The sequence below is a fragment of the Kitasatospora sp. NPDC059827 genome (assembly GCF_042731675.1).
Classification (GTDB): domain Bacteria; phylum Actinomycetota; class Actinomycetes; order Streptomycetales; family Streptomycetaceae; genus Kitasatospora.
The window spans coordinates 20,210-35,495 of sequence record NZ_JBHWIV010000061.1; the positions used below are offsets into that span (position 1 = coordinate 20,210).

15 protein-coding genes are annotated in these 15,286 nt (G+C 74.4%); 11 read left to right on the plus strand and 4 right to left on the minus strand.

Annotation, left to right across the window (positions count from 1 at the left end; translation table 11 throughout):
• Positions 1–252: 252 nt before the first annotated feature.
• From ACFV8H_RS29875 to ACFV8H_RS29885, 3 genes are read left to right on the plus strand one after another with little or no spacing between them, the layout of a single operon-like run.
• On the plus strand, positions 253–555 hold the full coding sequence (locus tag ACFV8H_RS29875; protein ID WP_380406125.1) for an SHOCT domain-containing protein: 303 nt from the start codon (positions 253–255) through the stop codon (positions 553–555).
• Positions 552–1,307 (plus strand): ABC transporter ATP-binding protein, encoded by a 756-nt coding sequence (locus ACFV8H_RS29880; RefSeq protein ID WP_375887825.1) that lies wholly within the window; start codon positions 552–554, stop codon positions 1,305–1,307. The genes ACFV8H_RS29875 and ACFV8H_RS29880 overlap by 4 nt, the downstream gene beginning before the upstream one ends.
• The gene (locus ACFV8H_RS29885) at positions 1,304–3,883 is read left to right on the plus strand and encodes an FtsX-like permease family protein (protein WP_380406128.1); all 2,580 of its coding nucleotides are present in this window, start codon (positions 1,304–1,306) and stop codon (positions 3,881–3,883) included. The genes ACFV8H_RS29880 and ACFV8H_RS29885 overlap by 4 nt, the downstream gene beginning before the upstream one ends.
• 133 nt (positions 3,884–4,016) lie before the next feature.
• Here ACFV8H_RS29885 and ACFV8H_RS29890 read toward each other — a convergent pair whose 3' ends face one another.
• The 3 genes from ACFV8H_RS29890 to ACFV8H_RS29900 form a co-directional block, all read right to left on the minus strand.
• The gene (locus ACFV8H_RS29890) at positions 4,017–4,895 is read right to left on the minus strand and encodes a metallophosphoesterase family protein (RefSeq protein WP_380406207.1); all 879 of its coding nucleotides are present in this window, start codon (positions 4,893–4,895) and stop codon (positions 4,017–4,019) included.
• A 128-nt stretch (positions 4,896–5,023) separates the two neighbouring features.
• A complete protein-coding gene (locus ACFV8H_RS29895) occupies positions 5,024–5,422 on the minus strand; it encodes a hypothetical protein (RefSeq protein ID WP_380406131.1) in 399 nt (132 codons plus the stop codon).
• A gap of 50 nt (positions 5,423–5,472) precedes the next feature.
• Positions 5,473–5,628: a hypothetical protein gene (locus tag ACFV8H_RS29900; protein ID WP_375887834.1), complete on the minus strand. Its 156-nt coding sequence runs from the start codon at positions 5,626–5,628 to the stop codon at positions 5,473–5,475.
• A 127-nt stretch (positions 5,629–5,755) separates the two neighbouring features.
• Here ACFV8H_RS29900 and ACFV8H_RS29905 point away from each other — a divergent pair, with 127 nt between their 5' ends.
• The 6 genes from ACFV8H_RS29905 (at position 5,756) to ACFV8H_RS29930 (ending at position 12,651) form a co-directional block, all read left to right on the plus strand.
• Positions 5,756–6,385 (plus strand): TetR family transcriptional regulator, encoded by a 630-nt coding sequence (locus ACFV8H_RS29905; protein ID WP_380406134.1) that lies wholly within the window; start codon positions 5,756–5,758, stop codon positions 6,383–6,385.
• A gap of 154 nt (positions 6,386–6,539) precedes the next feature.
• Positions 6,540–7,433, plus strand: coding sequence for a trypsin-like peptidase domain-containing protein (locus ACFV8H_RS29910; RefSeq protein ID WP_380406136.1), 894 nt, complete (start codon positions 6,540–6,542; stop codon positions 7,431–7,433).
• A gap of 307 nt (positions 7,434–7,740) precedes the next feature.
• Positions 7,741–9,234 (plus strand): S28 family serine protease, encoded by a 1,494-nt coding sequence (locus ACFV8H_RS29915; RefSeq protein ID WP_380406139.1) that lies wholly within the window; start codon positions 7,741–7,743, stop codon positions 9,232–9,234.
• A 189-nt stretch (positions 9,235–9,423) separates the two neighbouring features.
• Positions 9,424–10,131: a TetR/AcrR family transcriptional regulator gene (locus ACFV8H_RS29920; RefSeq protein WP_380406142.1), complete on the plus strand. Its 708-nt coding sequence runs from the start codon at positions 9,424–9,426 to the stop codon at positions 10,129–10,131.
• Complete coding sequence (locus ACFV8H_RS29925; RefSeq protein WP_380406145.1) at positions 10,115–11,749, plus strand: acyl-CoA dehydrogenase family protein; 1,635 nt, start codon at positions 10,115–10,117, stop codon at positions 11,747–11,749. The genes ACFV8H_RS29920 and ACFV8H_RS29925 overlap by 17 nt, the downstream gene beginning before the upstream one ends.
• Positions 11,746–12,651, plus strand: coding sequence for an amidohydrolase family protein (locus ACFV8H_RS29930; RefSeq protein WP_380406148.1), 906 nt, complete (start codon positions 11,746–11,748; stop codon positions 12,649–12,651). Before ACFV8H_RS29925 ends, ACFV8H_RS29930 begins: the two co-directional genes overlap by 4 nt.
• A gap of 89 nt (positions 12,652–12,740) precedes the next feature.
• Here ACFV8H_RS29930 and ACFV8H_RS29935 read toward each other — a convergent pair whose 3' ends face one another.
• A complete protein-coding gene (locus tag ACFV8H_RS29935; protein WP_380406150.1) occupies positions 12,741–13,565 on the minus strand; it encodes an inositol monophosphatase family protein in 825 nt (274 codons plus the stop codon).
• A gap of 139 nt (positions 13,566–13,704) precedes the next feature.
• On the opposite strand from ACFV8H_RS29935, the gene ACFV8H_RS29940 reads away from it, so the two are divergent.
• Together ACFV8H_RS29940 and ACFV8H_RS29945 are read left to right on the plus strand one after the other, a co-directional pair.
• A complete protein-coding gene (locus ACFV8H_RS29940; RefSeq protein WP_380406153.1) occupies positions 13,705–14,697 on the plus strand; it encodes an Lrp/AsnC family transcriptional regulator in 993 nt (330 codons plus the stop codon).
• A 156-nt stretch (positions 14,698–14,853) separates the two neighbouring features.
• Entirely contained in the window at positions 14,854–15,282 is a 429-nt protein-coding gene (locus ACFV8H_RS29945) for a hypothetical protein (RefSeq protein ID WP_380406156.1), read from the plus strand.
• The last annotated feature ends 4 nt before the right edge of the window (positions 15,283–15,286 follow it).

Here is a 15,286-nt window from a genome sequence, read left to right on the forward strand (position 1 = left end):
GCCGGCGGCCGGCGGGGCGGACCCCGGGCGTGCCTCCGTGCGCCGGGCCTCGGGCGCGCTTCCGTGCTCCGAGCCTCGGGCGTGCCTCCGTGCGGCTACTTCCGGCCCGGCGTGGCGCGGGGCATCCGTACTCTCCCGGGAGTACCCCAACTGCCGCTGCTGGTAGGACGCGTGATGAGACCCCTCGGCGGGACGCTCAAGGCACCTCGGGAAGACCCGGGGCCGTGGAGCCGACCGAGGAGATGAACCGTGATGAACACGCAGCTGGCGGAGCAACTGGCGGATTGGCACGGGCCGGGCCCCTGGATCCTGCTGGTGCCCCTGGTCTGGATCGCCGTGGTGGTCCTGGTGATCGCACTGCTGCGCCGGACGGTCTGGCGGCGGCGCGGCGCCTGCGGGTTCGGGGCCGGCGCCCCGGGCGGCGCGGAGCACCCGCTCGCCGTCCTGGGCCGCCGCTACGCCGAGGGCGACATCGACGCCGAGGAGTACCGCGCCAAGCGGGCGGTCCTCACCGAGCCGACGCGGGACGTCCCCCGGGGCGGTGGCGCCGCGTGACCACCCTCGACGTCGTACGCGGCACCGCCGCCCGGGTCGCCGACGCCGTGAAGGTCTACGGCGTCGGCGGCACCGAGGTCCGGGCGCTGGACCACGTGACGGTGGAGTTCCCGGCCGGGCGGTTCACCGCGATCATGGGGCCGTCCGGTTCGGGCAAGTCCACCCTGATGCACTGCGCGGCCGGACTGGACACCCTCACCGCCGGCAGCGCCTGGATCGGCGACACCGAACTCGGCCCGCTGAACGACCGGCGGCTCACCCTGCTGCGCCGGGAGCGGATCGGCTTCGTGTTCCAGGCCTTCAACCTGGTGCCCACGCTCACCGTCCGGGAGAACATCACCCTCCCGCTGGACCTCGCCGGAGCCGCCCCCGACCAGGCCTGGCTGGACACCCTGATCGGGGTCGTCGGCCTCGGCGACCGGCTGCGGCACCGCCCGAGCGAGCTCTCCGGCGGCCAGCAGCAGCGGGTCGCGGTGGCCCGGGCGCTCGCCGGGCGGCCGCAGGTGGTCTTCGCCGACGAGCCGACCGGCAACCTCGACTCCCGCACCGGCGGCGAGGTGCTCGGCCTGCTGCGCCGCGCGGTCGACGAGATGGGGCAGGCCGTCGTCATGGTCACCCACGACCCGACGGCGGCCGGCCACGCCGACGAGGCGCTGTTCCTCGCCGACGGGCGGCTGGTGGACCGGATGGCGCGGCCGAGCGCCGACCGGGTGCTCGACCGGATGAAGGCCTTCGAACGGGGGCGGTCATGACCGCGGCCGACGCCACCCTCCGGCTCAGCCTGCGCTCGCTGCGCGCCCACAAGCGCCGGCTGGCCGGCACCCTGCTGTCCATCCTGCTCGGCGTCGCCTTCCTGACCGGCACGATGGTGCTCGGCGACACCCTGCGGGCCAACTTCGACACCCTGTTCGCCGATGCCAACGCGGGCACCGACGCGGTGGTCCGCAGCGCCGACGTCCTGGACTCCCCGGCGGCGCCCGGCGGGGTGCGGGCCCCGGTCGACGCCGCGCTCGCCGACCGGCTGCGCGCGCTGCCCGGTGTGGCGGCCGCCGAGCCGTCCGTCCAGGGCGCGGGCCAACTCATCGGCAGCGACGGCAAACCGGTCGGCGGCCAGGGCCCGCCCACCCTGGCGGGCAACTGGCTCACCGACGCCCGGCTGAACCCCTACCGGCTGGCCGAGGGCCGGGCACCGGCCGCGCCGGGCGAGGTCGTGGTCAACCGGGGCGCGGCCAAAGCGGGCGGGCTGCACCTCGGCTCGACCACCGTGCTGCGCACCCCCGATCCGGTGCCCGTCACCGTCGTCGGCATCGCCACCTTCGGGGCGAGCGCGGACGGCATGGGGCCGAGCACCTTCACCGCGATGACCTTCGCCGACGCCGAGCAGCACCTCACGCCCAAGGGCTCGGGGCAGGCCAGCTCGATCCAGGTCCGGGCGGCGGGCGGGGTCTCCCAGCGGGAGCTGGTCGACCGGATCGGCCCGCACCTGCCCGCCGGCGTCCAGGCGGTCACCGGCGCCGCGGCCACCCAGGAGAGCACCCAGCAGGTGTCCGGGCGGTTCCTCAGCCTGTTCACCACGCTGCTGCTGGTGTTCGCCGGGATCGCCCTCCTGGTGGCGACGTTCACCATCCACAACACCTTCGCCATCGTGGTCGCCCAGCGGACCAGGGAGAACGCGCTGCTGCGGGCACTCGGCGCGGCGCGCGGCCAGGTGCTCGGGGCGACGCTCGCGGAGGCGTCCCTGGTCGGTCTGCTGGCCTCGCTCGGCGGGCTGCTCGGGGGGATCGGGGTCGCGGCCGGCCTCAAGGCGCTGTTCTCGGTGCTCGGCTTCGCCCTGCCGACCGGCGACATGGTGATCAGCACCGCCGCCGTGGTGCTGCCGCTGCTGGTCGGCACGCTGGTGGCGGTCGGTTCGGCGCTGCTGCCGGCCGTCCGGGCCGGCCGGACGGCGCCGCTGGCGGCCCTGCGGGAGACGGCGGTCGACGGGGCGGCCCGGGGCCGGGCGGGGCTCGTCCGGGTGGTGCTCGGGGGCCTGCTGCTGGCGGGCGGCGTACCGGTCGCCGCCCTCGGTGCCACCGACGGCCCGTCGGTCCTGCTGACGGCGGGCGGGGCGCTGGCGGTGCTGGCCGGCACGGTGGTGCTCGGGCCGGTCGCCGCGGCCGTCGCGGTCCGCACGCTGGGCGCACCGCTGCCCGGGCTGCGCGGGGTCTCCGGACTGCTGGCCCGGCGCAACGCGGCCCGCAACCCGCGCCGGACGGCGGCCACGGCGAGCGCGCTGATGATCGGCGTCGCGGTGGTCACGCTGTTCACCGTCTTCGGCGCCTCGATCAGGGCCACCCTGGACGACACGGTGGACAAGTCCTTCGCGGGCGACCTCGCCGTCACCACCGCCTCCTTCGGGGCGGGCGGCAGCGGGATCAGCCCCAAGGCGGCGGACGCCCTGGCCGCGCTGCCCGAGGTGCGGCAGACGGTCGGGCTCGGTCGCGGCGTCGCCCGGATCGACGGACACGGCCGCACCCTGGACGTCACCGACCCGGCCCGGCTGCCCGGCATCGTCGACCTCGGCCGGGTGGACGGCTCGCTCGCCGCGCTCGGCACGGACGGCCTCGCCGTCTCCCGCAGCGAGGCGCAGCAGCACGGCTGGCGGCTCGGACAGTCCGTCACCGTGGGCTTCACCGACGGAGCGAGCGGGCCGTTCACCATCCGCGCCCTGTACGAGGGCGGCGGGCTGGCCGGTGACTACCTGATGACCAGGCAGGCCTGGGCCCCGCACCGGGGGCAGGACGCCGACACCATGGTCGCGATCGGGCTGCGCGACGGCGTTTCGTTGGCCGCCGGAAAGGCGGCGGTGGTCAAGGCGCTGGTGCCCTACGGCAGTCCGCAGGTGCAGGACCGGGCGGAGTACGCGAAGAGCGCGGCCTCCGGGGTCGACATGATGCTCTCGGTGGTCTACGCGCTGCTGGCGCTGGCCGTCCTGATAGCCCTGCTCGGCATCGCCAACACCCTCACGCTGGCGGTGCACGAGCGGACCAGGGAGCTGGGGCTGCTGAGGGCGGTGGGCCAGACCAGGGCGCAGCTGCGCGCGATGGTCCGCTGGGAGTCCGTGCTGGTGGCGGCCTTCGGGACGGTGGGCGGCCTGGGGCTCGGGGTCTTCCTCGGCTGGGCGCTGGTGAAGGCCTCGGACAGCGCGGGGACGGGGTCGTTCGCGCTCCCGGGCGGGCAACTGGCCGTGGTCCTGGCGGCCGGGCTGCTCGCGGGAGCGGTGGCCGGGCTCCGCCCCGCCCGGCGGGCCGCGCGGCTGGACGTGCTACGGGCGATCGCGGCGGAGTAGGAGGGAGCGGTCGAGCAGGAGGGGCTACGGGAGCGGGGGAGGCCCCCTCGCAGAGGGCCTCCCCGAGGTCCCGAGGTTCGGCGGGTCGGCAGATCAGCGAGTCGGCGGGTCGGTGGATCAGCCGGCCGGCGGATCAGCTCACCGTGACCTGCGGGAACACCTCCCGCAGCAGCGGCTCCGGCAGCCCGCGCTTGCGCCACTCGCGCGGGTAGCCGAGCGAGACCTCCTCGAACGGGACGCCGTCGTAGGAGGTCTTGCGCGGAATGTGCAGATGCCCGTAGATCATCGCCGCGGTGTTGAAACGGCGGTGCCAGTCGGCGGTCAGCTCGGTGCCGCACCACTGGGCGAACTCGGGGTACCAGAGGACTTCGGTGGGGTGGCGCACCAGCGGGTAGTGGTTGACCAGGACCAGCGGGACGTCCGGGTCGCAGGCCGCGAGCCGCTGCTCGGTCAGCCGGACGCGCTCGCGGCACCAGGAGTCGCGGTCCGGGAACGGGTCCGGGTGGAGCATCCGCTCGTCCGCGCAGACGATGCCGCTCTCGTACGCGGCTGCCAGGGACTCCTCCTTGGTGGTCGTCCCCGGGGCACGGAAGGTGTAGTCGTACAGGAGGAAGAGCGGGGCGATCCGCACCGGGCCGGCGGGGCCGTGCCAGAGCGGGTACGGGTCCTCGGGGGTGACGACGCCGAGGGCGCGGCACAGTTCCACCAGGTGGTTGTAGCGGGCCACGCCGCGGAGCTGGACCGGGTCCTCGGGGTGGGTCCACAGCTCGTGGTTGCCGGGGGCCCACACCACGCGGGCGAAGCGGTCGGCGAGCAGGCCGAGCGCCCACTCGATGCTGGTGGTGAGTTCGGCGACGTCACCGGCGACGAGCAGCCAGTCGTCGGGGTGGGTGGGCCGGAGCTTCTCCACCAGGTCGCGGTTCTCCCGGTAGGAGATGTGCAGGTCGCTCACCGCGAGCAGCCGCCCGCCCCCGCCCGCCCCGGTGGGCCTCGGCTGTGCGTCGCTGCGGATCTCGGTACTCACTCCTGCCCCCTGTGGTCACCCGGCCGATGTGGCCACCCTACGTGGCGGGCGGGGGTCGTGGGCAGGGTTGACATGATCGACTGTTCGGCCCGGGGCGCCCGGGAGTTGAAGCCCGGTCAGGAGCCGAGGTCGATGAGCACACCGTGGGAGGTGGCGGTGGTGACGGCGAGGATGGCCAGCGAGGCGATGCCGAGGGCCAGGCCGAGGAAGGCGCGGCCGCGGCGGCTGGTGCCGCGGACCAGGGCCAGGGTGGCCAGGGTGATGGCGATCGGGCCCAGCACGAGGTTGAAGAGCAGCAGGCCCGGGAGGCCGAGCAGGAAGGAGGCGACGGCCAGGTTGTCGGCCTCGGCGGTGCCCTGACGCTCGTCGGCGGCGCGCTCGGCGCTGTTGCGGACGGCGGCGGTACGGCCGGCGCTGTTACGGCTGGTGGCGGCGCGGCTGGTGACGGCGTTGCCGGTGACGGCGCGGCTGATGGCGGCGCGGCTGGTGACGGCGTGGTCGGTGACGGTGCTCATGGCGGTGGCGGTCCTCTCGGCGGTCGACGGGAGTGGACGGTGCGGCGGGCTCAGCGGTGCCGCAGGCGGGCGACGCCTTCGCGGGCGCCGAAAGCGAGCAGCCAGGCGGAGATGGCGGCGGAGGCGGCGAGGAACACCGGGAGGGGGAGGTGGGCGGCGGTGCCGATCAGGACTCCCATGGCGACCAGTGCGGAGAACAGGATCACGGCTGGCTCCTTCGGCTGCGGATGCGGCTGCTGCCGCGCCGATTTCGGTTGACAAGTGTTCACTGACTTCGAGGCCCACTGTACGCCCGGCTGGCCAAGTTCGGCAAACGACTGTTTACTGAATGGCGTGAATCACACCGTGGGGGCCAGACAGGCCCAGAAGCAGCAGAGTCGGCGGGCCTTGCTGGACGCCGGCCTGCACCTGCTGGCCGATCAGAACCTGGCGAGCCTGGGCGTCCGCGAGGTCACCCGGGAGGCGGGGCTGTCCCCGGCCGCCTTCTACCGGCACTTCCCGGACCTCGCCGCCCTCGGCGTCGCCCTGGTCGAGGAGTCGCTGGCCAGCCTGCACGTCATGATCCGCTCGGTGCTCGCCGAGGCCGGCGGCGCCGAGGAGCTGATCGACCGGGCGGTGGACGTCATCCAGCGGCACGTGCGCGAACACCGGCCGCACGTGCGCTTCCTGTCGCGCGAGCGGCACGGCGGGGTCCGGCAGGTGCGCGAGGCGATCGACGCCGAACTGGGCCGATTCGCCGCCGAGGTGGGCTCCGCCCTGGCGCTCCAGCCGGTCTCGGCGGGCTGGAGCGAGCAGGATCTGCGGATGCTGGCCGAGCTCTACGTCGACCACATGGTGTCGACGGCCTCCGCCTTCCTGGAGGCCCAGGAGGCGGACCCCGCCCGCGAGCAGCGGATCGCCGCCACGGCGCGCTCGCAGCTGCGCCTGATCAGCCTCGGCCGGCGGCACTGGCAGGGGAGTTGACCGCGGCAGGGCCCTGAGCGCCGGGCCGAGCACCCGCCCGGGCGTCGGGCGGTCGATTCCATGACCAGGGGTGTTCTCTTGGTCTGGTTTTGACTCTTGACAGTAAGTCATGTCCGCGACAGCTTTGGGGGACCCCCACACCGAGAGGTCTCTCATGAAGAAGCCGCTCATAGGCATGCTCGCCACGCTCCTGGTCGCGGGAGCCACCGCCCTCGGCGGTGCCGCCCCGGCGCAGGCCGCCGCCCCGGCGCAGGTCACTGCCCTGACGGAGGCCGCCGCCCAGGCCGAGGGCTCCGCCCCGGCGGCCAAGCCGGCCGCCGTCAGCTTCGCCGGGACGGTCGCGCTCAGCAACTGCTCCGGCTCCCTGGTGCGGATGCCCGGCTCGGCCGCGACCGACCCGGCCCTGGTGCTCTCCAACGGCCACTGCCTGGAGTCCGGTATGCCCGGCCCCGGCGAGGTCGTCCTCAACCAGCCCTCCAGCCGGACCTTCACCCTGCTCAACTCGACCGGCGGCCGCCTCGCCACCCTGCGCGCGACCAAGGTGGTCTACGGCGCGATGACCGACACCGATGTGTCGATCTACCAGCTGAACACCACCTACGCCTCGATCAAGTCGAAGTACGGGATCTCCCCGCTGACGATCGCCGACACCCACCCCAACCAGGGCGCGGACATCCGGGTCGTCTCCGGTTACTGGAAGAAGATCTACTCCTGCTCGATCGACGGCTTCGCCTACCAGTTGAACGAGGCCGACTGGACGTTCAAGGACTCGGTCCGCTACACCTCGGGCTGCAACGTGATCGGCGGCACCTCGGGCTCGCCGGTGGTCGACGCCTCGACCGGTCTGCTGGTCGCCGTGAACAACACGATCAACGAGAGCGGCGAGTCCTGCACCCTGGACAACCCGTGCGAGGTCGACGAGTCGGGCGCGGTCACGGTGCACCAGGGCATCGGCTACGCCCAGGAGACCTACGGCATCCCGGCCTGCTTCGCACCCGGCAACCGCCTCGACCTCACCCTGGCCGGCTGCACCCTGCCCCGCCCGTAGGCCCTGCCGGTAGGACCGCTCGCAAGCCCTGCCCGTAAGCCCTGCCCGTAAGCCCCGGCCCGGCCCGCGTGCCCCGGCCCGCCCGCACCGCACCCCCTCGGCGGGCGGGCCGACCCACCGGGCCTCCGGGCCTCCGGGCCGTCGAAGGAACCGCAGCGACCCCCTTGACCAGCACCTTTTCCCCGATGGGCCACCCGCGACCAGGCGGGTGGCCCATTCGGCCGTCCTCCGGGCGGCCACCGCACCACCCGCACCGCAGAGTAGTGCCGATGAGGCACGTCATGTCCGTTGACCAGATGGAGAGTTGATGACCACCAGGTTCAAGAGGCTGCTGGTATCCGCCCTGCTGATACCGATGTTCGCGATCGGCGGCCTGGCCGCCCCGGCCTCGGCCGACACCGGCCGCGGGGCCGAGGCGTCCGGTGCCGCGCACGGCCGGAGCCCCGCCGACGACCCGACCGCCGACATCAAGGACCGCCTGGCGGCGATCCCCGGCGTGACGATCACCGAGGAGAAGCCCACCACCACCGGCCACCGCTACTTCCTGGCCACCTACACCCAGCCGATCGACCACCTCCGCCCCTGGCTGGGCACCTTCCAGCAGCGTTTCAGCGTGCTGCACCGCGGCTACGACCGCCCGACCGTCTTCTACACCAACGGCTACACGCTGGGCACCACGCCGTCCCGCACCGAGCCGACTCGGCTGGTGGACGGCAACCAGGTCTCCATCGAGTACCGGTACTTCACCCCCTCCCGCCCCGAGCCGGCCGACTGGTCCAAGGCGGGCATCCGCCAGCAGGCCGCCGACTCGCACAAGCTGGTGACCGCGCTCAAGCGGATCTACGACCAGGAGTGGCTCTCCACCGGCGCCAGCAAGGGCGGCATGTCGTCGACCTTCTACCGCCGCTTCTACCCGGACGACGTGGCCGGCACGATCGCGTACGTCGCGCCGAACAACACCGACGTCAGCGACTACGCGGCGTACACCGAGTTCTTCCGCAACGTCGGCACCCCGGAGTGCCGTGCCAAGCTGAACGCCGCCCAGCGCGAGCTGCTGGTGCGCCGTGACCGCCTGGAGGCGCGCTACATCGCCGACAACAAGGCGGCGGGTTCCACCTTCAACACCCTCGGCACCCCGGACCGCGCCTACGAGGCCGGCGTGCTCGACGTGGTCTGGGCGTTCTGGCAGTACAGCCTGGAGTCGGACTGCGCGAAGGTCCCGGTGGCCGCGACCGCGACCGACGACGAGCTGTACGCGTGGTACGACGCCCAGTCGGGCATCACCGGCAACAGCGACCAGTCGCTGGCGAAGTACACCGCGTACTACTACCAGGCCGCGACCGAGCTGGGTGCGCCGTTCTTCGACGTCTCGTACTTGAAGGACCAGCTGCACTACGACTACAAGGACCTCTACTCGGCCCGCTCCTACGTGCCGAAGGAGATCCCGACCGTCTTCAACCCGAAGGCGATGCCCGACATCGACCGCTGGGTGAAGCGCGAGGGCGAGCGGATGATGTTCGTCTACGGCGGCAACGACCCGTGGGGCGCCAAGCCGTTCCACCTCGGCCGGGGCAGTGACGACAGCTACGTCTACGTCGTGCCCGGCGGCAACCACGGCTCCAACATCGGCAAGCTGCCGGCCGACCAGTCGGCGGAGGCCACGGCCAAGGTGCTGGAGTGGGCCGGTCTGGGCGACCAGGCCGCCGCCCGCTCGCTCGCCAAGTCGCCCCAGCCGGGGGCGCCGTTCGGCCCGCTGGACGTCGAGGGCCAGCGCCTGGAGCAGGAGCGCCGCCCGCTGTAGCGCTGCGTAGCCAGGAAGCAGAACCAGGAGCAGAACCAGGAGGCCGCCCCACCCGGGGCGGCCTCCCGTCGTTCCCGCTGCCGTCTCCGTCTCCGTATCCCGTCTGCTCGCCCCTTCCCGCTCCCTCCCCGCTCCCTCCCCTCTCCGTCCCCCCTCCCCGAAGCAGTGAATCGGTGCTTCAATGCTTCCATGGCCTACCGACGCACCCCCGCCGTCCAAGCCCGCCTGGACGCCCAGCGCGAGGCGGTGCTGCAGTCGGCGGTCGGCCTGCTCGCCGAGCGCGGTTACGGCGGCTGCACCATGGCCGCGGTGGCGGACCGCGCCGGGATCGCCACCGGCAGCCTCTACCAGCACTTCGCCAACAAGGCCGAGCTGTCGGTGCAGTTGTTCCGCCGGGTGGTCACCCGCGAGATGGCCGCGGTGAACGCCGCCGTCGCGCTGCGGGACACCCCGCGGCAGCGGATCGCCGCCGTGGTCGAGACCTTCGCCACCCGCGCCCTGCGGGCCCCCCGACTGGCGTACGCGCTGCTGGTCGAGCCCGCCGACACGGTGGTGGACGGCGAGCGTCTGGTGTTCCGGCGGGCGTTCCGGGACGTGATCGCCACCGAGATCGCCGCTGCCGTGGCGGCCGGCGAACTCCCCGAGCAGGACCCGGTGCTGACCGCCGCCGCCCTGGTCGGCGCGGTCGGCGAGGCCCTGGCCGGCCCGCTCGCGGCCCAGCCCTCGGGCCCCCAGCCCCCCGACGCCCAGCCTTACGACCCTCAGCCCTCCGGCCCCCAGCCCCACTCCGACCCCCGGCCCCACTCCGACCCCCAGCGGGCCACCGCCGAGGTGGTCCCCGCCCTGGTCTCCTTCACCCTGCGTGCCCTGGGAGGACGCGATGACAGCGACGCATGAGGTCACCAACCAGGTGCCCCTGCCGTACGGACACGACACCGCCGCCGATCCGACCCTGCTCGCCGCCCTGCACCGGGCCGGCGCCGGCTGGGCCGAGCCCGAGCTGCGCGACCTCGGCCGCCTGGCGGGTTCCGAGCAGGCCGCCGACTGGGGCCGGCTGGCCAACGAGAACCCGCCGGTGCTGCGCACCCACGACCGCTTCGGCCACCGGATCGACGAGGTCGAGTTCCACCCGTCCTGGCACGAGCTGATGCGCACCGCCGTGTCCTACGGCCTGCACGCCGCGCCCTGGCGGGACGACCGGCCCGGCGCCCACTCCGCCCGCGCCGCCAAGTTCTTCGTCTGGAGCCAGGTCGAGGCCGGTCACACCTGCCCGATCTCGATGACCTACGCCGCCGTCCCGGCCCTGCGCCAGAACCCGTCCCTGGCCGCCGAGTTGGAGCCGCTGCTGGCCGCCACCGAGTACGACTACGGGCTGCGCGAGCCGCGCACCAAGCGCGGGCTGATCGCCGGCATGTCGATGACGGAGAAGCAGGGCGGCTCGGACGTCCGCACCAACACCACCACCGCCGTCCCGCAGTCCGACGGCAGCTACCGGCTCACCGGGCACAAGTGGTTCACCTCGGCGCCGATGTCCGACCTCTTCCTGACCCTCGCCCAGGCCCCCGGCGGGCTCAGCTGCTTCGTGCTGCCGCGCGTCCTCCCGGACGGCAGCCGCAACCGGTTGCACCTGATGCGGCTCAAGGACAAGCTCGGCAACAAGTCCAACGCCTCCGCCGAGCTGGAGTACGACGGCGCGGTCGGCCTGCTGGTCGGCGAGGAGGGCCGGGGCGTGCCGACCATCATCGAGATGGTCAACATGACCCGCCTGGACTGCACGATCGGCGCCGCCGCCGGGATGCGCTACGGCGCCACCCGGGCGGTCCACCACGCCCTGCACCGGCGGGCGTTCGGCAAGGCGCTGGTCGACCAGCCGCTGATGCGCAACGTGCTGGCCGACCTGGTGGTGGAGTCCGAGGCGGCCACGGCCGTCGCGATGCGGCTGGCCCACGCGACGGACCTCACCCTCGCCGGGGACGGGAACGAGGCGCTGGTGCGGCGCTTGGGCCTGGCGGTGGCCAAGTACTGGGTCTGCAAGCGCGGTCCGGCGCACTCCGCCGAGGCGCTGGAGTGCCTGGGCGGCAACGGCTACGTCGAGGAGTCCGGGATGCCCCGGCTCTACCGTGAGGCGCCGCTGGTGTCGATCTGGGAGGGCTCCGGCAACGTCGCCGCCCTGGACGCGCTGCGGGCCATGGCCAAGCGGCCGGAGACGATCGAGGCCTTCATGGGCGAGCTCGACGCGGCGGCCGGGGCGGACCGCCGGCTGGACGCCGCCGTCGCCGGACTGCGCAAGCAGTTCAGTGATCCGACCGACCTGGAGTACCGCACCCGGCGGCTGGTGGAGTCGATGGCGCTGGCCCTCCAGGGTTCGCTGCTGGTCCGGTACGGCAGCCCGGCGGTGGCCGACGCCTTCTGCGCGAGCCGGCTCGGCGGCGACCACGGCGCCGCCTTCGGCACCCTGCCGTCCGGCGTCGACACCGCCGCGATCATCGACCGCGCCCGCCCGGTGCCCGCGTGAACGATCGGGAGCACGACCCCGCGAACGATCAGGAGTCCGCAGGCGTACGGGAGTTCTGGCAGGGTCTGGGCCTGCCCGGGCTGATCGACGTGCACACCCACTTCATGCCGAAGAACGTCCTCGACAAGGTCTGGGCGTACTTCGACGCGGCCGGTCCGCTGGTGAACCGCCCCTGGCCGATCACCTACCGCGAGGCCGAGGAGCAGCGGGTCCGGCGGCTGCGGGACTTCGGCGTCCGGGCGTTCACGTCCATGCTGTACCCGCACAAGCCGGGCATGGCCGGCTGGTTGAACGCCTGGGCCGCCGAGTTCGCGGCCCGCACCCCGGAGTGCCTGCACACCGCGACCTTCTTCCCCGAACCCGGGGCGGCCGGTTACGTGGCCCGCGCGATCGAGGACGGCGCCCGGGTGTTCAAGGCGCACCTCCAGGTCGGCGGCTACGACCCGACGGACGACCGGCTGGACGAGGTCTGGGGGCTGCTCGCCGACACCGGCACCCCGGTGGTCACCCACTGCGGATCCGGGCCGGTGCCGGGCAAGTTCACCGGTCCCGGCCCGATCGGCGCGGTGCTGGACCGGCACCCGGGCCTGGTCCTGGTGGTCGCCCACCTCGGCATGCCCGAGTACCGCGACTTCCTCGACCTGGCCGAGCGCCACCCGGCCGTCCGGCTGGACACCACCATCGCGTTCACCGACTTCGCCGAGGCCGACGTGCCCTTCCCGCGCGACGAACTGCCGCGCCTGCGCGGGCTCCGGGAGCGCGTCCTACTCGGCAGCGACTTCCCCAACATCCCGTACCGGTACGTCCACCAGCTGGAGGCGCTGGCCGGACTGGGGTTGGGGGAGGAGTGGCTGCGGGCGGTCTGCCACGACAACGCGGCCGCGCTGTTCGGTCTCACCTGAGGCCTCACCCGAGGCTTCACCCGTGAGGCCTCACCCGAGGCCTCACCCGAGAGCTCGCCCGAGACCTCGCCCAGGTCCCACCCCAGGCCTCACCCGACCGCGCGCAGCACCCCCACCGCGTCCGCGTGCAGTCCGGGCGCGGCGGTGAGGAAGCCGTCCGAGCCGGCCGTCCAGGCCGACCCGGCGGTGTCCGTCACCGTCGCGCCCGCCTCGCTCGCCACCAGGGCGCCCGGCAGCAGGTTGCCCGCGTCCTGCCCGTACTGCCAGAACAGCGCCAGGTGCCCGGAGCCGACCTGCGCCACCTGGAGCGCGGTCGGGCCGAGGTTGCGCACCGCGAGCACCGCGCCCGCCATCGCGGACAGCGACTCGCCGGCCCGGCGCAGCGCCACCGGGTCGGCGGCCACCAGCGGCGGCTGGCTGGTGGCGGCGACGGTGGCCGCCAGCTCGCGCTCCAGCGGCGCGATCGGCCGCCCGTCCAACTGGGCGCCGCCGCCCAGCACCGCCCGGTAGGTCCGGCCCGCGCCGAACAGCTCCGGGGCGTGCACCACGGCCAGCACCGCCGCGCCGTCGCGCACCAGCGTGGCCGTCACCGCCCAGTGCGGCTGCCCGAGCAGGTACTGCACCGCGCCGTCGGTCGCGTCACAGACCCACCACTCGCCCTCGGCGGGCACCGAGCCGTCCAGTTCCTCCGGCACCCACCCGGCCTGCGGGCGCAGCGCGGTGAGCCGCTCGCGCAGCTCGGCGGCGGCCGGGCCGTCCAGCTCGGCGAACCGGGCCATCGCCTCCTCGACCGTCCGCCCCGGGGTCGGCTCGACCGGCCGGGCCGCCGCCAGCCCCGCGCCGACCTCGCGCACCGCCGCCTCCACGGCCTCCGTCAGCGCCCACAGCTCCGCGACCTGTCCCTGTCCGTCCATGTCCTGCCTCCTCGGTTCCGCCCTGCTCCGCCCCGGTCCGGTGCGTTCCCGCCGCGTTCCGGCCGGGCAGGACAAGGAGTACCGTCAGGGCTGCCGAACAGGACGTACGAGCAGCCCAGAACGACGGAGGTCGGACACCATGGACCTCGAAACGACGGATCCGGACACCGTGCTGGACACCCTGGACCGCCGCCTGGTCTGCGCCCTCCAGGTGGACGGACGGGCCGAGCCCGGCCGGATCGCCGAGGTGCTGGGCGTCTCCGCCCGGACGGTCACCCGCCGGCTGGGCCGGATGCGCGAGGCCGGAGTGCTCCGAGTGGTGCGGCTGCCGGACGTCGAGGACGCCGCCGTGGGCGCGCTGCTGCTGCGGGTCCGGGTGCTGCGCGGCCGGGTGGACGCCCTCGCCCGGGCGCTGGCCGACCGCTCGGACGTGCCCTTCGTCGACGTGATGCTCGGCGGCCACGAGGTCGGCGCCGTGATGCTGGGCGACGCCCACGGCCGGGACCGCCTGCTGTACGGGCAGCTGCCCGCGACCGGTGCCGTCGTCGAGACCACCACCCACGCCGTCCTGCACGCCTTCGCGGACGCCGGGCAGTGGCGGGCCGGTTGGCTGACCGACGGGGAGGCCGCCGCGCTCGCCCGGCCGCTCGCCCCGCGCCCCGCCGTGCCCCCGCCGCTGGACGACCTCGACCGCGCCCTGCTGGGCCGGCTCGGCGAGGACGCCCGGCAGTCCCACGCGGTGCTGGCCGGGGCGGTCGGCGCGCCCGAGTCGACCGTACGGCGCCGACTGCACCGGCTGGACGGGCTCGGCCTGCTGCGAACCCACGCCACCGTGGACCCCCGGCTGCTCGGCATGGCCGTGGACGCCAACCTCTGGCTGGACGTGCCGCCGGGCCGGCTCGCCGAGGTCGGCGCCGAGCTGGCCCGCCACCCGCAGGTGCACGGCGTCTTCGCCACCAGCGGCCCGACCAACCTGCTGGCCACGCTGTTCTGCCCGGACCACGGCGGCCTCTACCGCTTCCTCACCGACACCCTGGGCCCGTTGGGGGTCACCCGCGCCGAGACCACGATCACCGCCCGCGCGGTGAAGCGGGCCGGGGTGCTGCTGGACCGGCCGTCGCGCGCACGGTGAGCGACGCGCGCCCGGGCCGGGCGCCTCGCCCGTGCGGCGGCCGGGCACTTGACCCGCGGGGTAATCGACGGGCGCCGTCCGGCCCGGCAGGGTTGGAGGTACCCGGGCGGGCGGTCGGCGCCACCGGGACACCACCCCGGTCAGGAGACGATCCGCATGCGTGCGAACGCACACCCCGTCACCCCCGCCCGGCCCGCTGCGGCGTTCTCGCCGTGGACGGTCCGCGGGGTCCTCGCCCTGGACGCGGTGGTCACCGCGGGCAACGGCCTGGCCTATCTGGCCTTCGCCGGGCCGCTCGGCGGCCTGCTCGGGGTCGGTCGTCCCACCCTGCTGGTCCTCGGGCTGCTCCTGACCTGCCACGGCCTGGTGCTCGGCGCGCTGGCCGCCCGCCGCCCGCCGCGGCCCGCGGTGCTGGCGGTGGCGGGGATCAACGCCGGGTGGGTGCTGCTCAGCCTGGTCGCGCTCGCCGTCCGGTTCGCGCCGACCGCGTCCGGCACGGTCTGGGTCCCGGTGCAGGCCGCCGCCGTGGCGCTGTTCGTGGTGCTCCAGCTCGCGGCCCTGCGCCGCAGCGGTGCCCGGCGGTAGGGCC

What these genes read in the sequence shown, in the direction of transcription:
- ACFV8H_RS29875 (WP_380406125.1), top strand. Translation starts at nt 253, where the DNA reads ATGAACACGCAGCTGGCGGAGCAACTGGCGGATTGGCACGGGCCGGGC.
- ACFV8H_RS29885 (WP_380406128.1), top strand. Translation starts at nt 1,304, where the DNA reads ATGACCGCGGCCGACGCCACCCTCCGGCTCAGCCTGCGCTCGCTGCGC.
- ACFV8H_RS29895 (WP_380406131.1), bottom strand. Translation starts at nt 5,422, where the DNA reads ATGAGCACCGTCACCGACCACGCCGTCACCAGCCGCGCCGCCATCAGC.
- ACFV8H_RS29910 (WP_380406136.1), top strand. Translation starts at nt 6,540, where the DNA reads ATGAAGAAGCCGCTCATAGGCATGCTCGCCACGCTCCTGGTCGCGGGA.
- ACFV8H_RS29915 (WP_380406139.1), top strand. Translation starts at nt 7,741, where the DNA reads ATGACCACCAGGTTCAAGAGGCTGCTGGTATCCGCCCTGCTGATACCG.
- ACFV8H_RS29920 (WP_380406142.1), top strand. Translation starts at nt 9,424, where the DNA reads ATGGCCTACCGACGCACCCCCGCCGTCCAAGCCCGCCTGGACGCCCAG.
- ACFV8H_RS29925 (WP_380406145.1), top strand. Translation starts at nt 10,115, where the DNA reads ATGACAGCGACGCATGAGGTCACCAACCAGGTGCCCCTGCCGTACGGA.
- ACFV8H_RS29935 (WP_380406150.1), bottom strand. Translation starts at nt 13,565, where the DNA reads ATGGACGGACAGGGACAGGTCGCGGAGCTGTGGGCGCTGACGGAGGCC.
- ACFV8H_RS29940 (WP_380406153.1), top strand. Translation starts at nt 13,705, where the DNA reads ATGGACCTCGAAACGACGGATCCGGACACCGTGCTGGACACCCTGGAC.
- ACFV8H_RS29945 (WP_380406156.1), top strand. Translation starts at nt 14,854, where the DNA reads ATGCGTGCGAACGCACACCCCGTCACCCCCGCCCGGCCCGCTGCGGCG.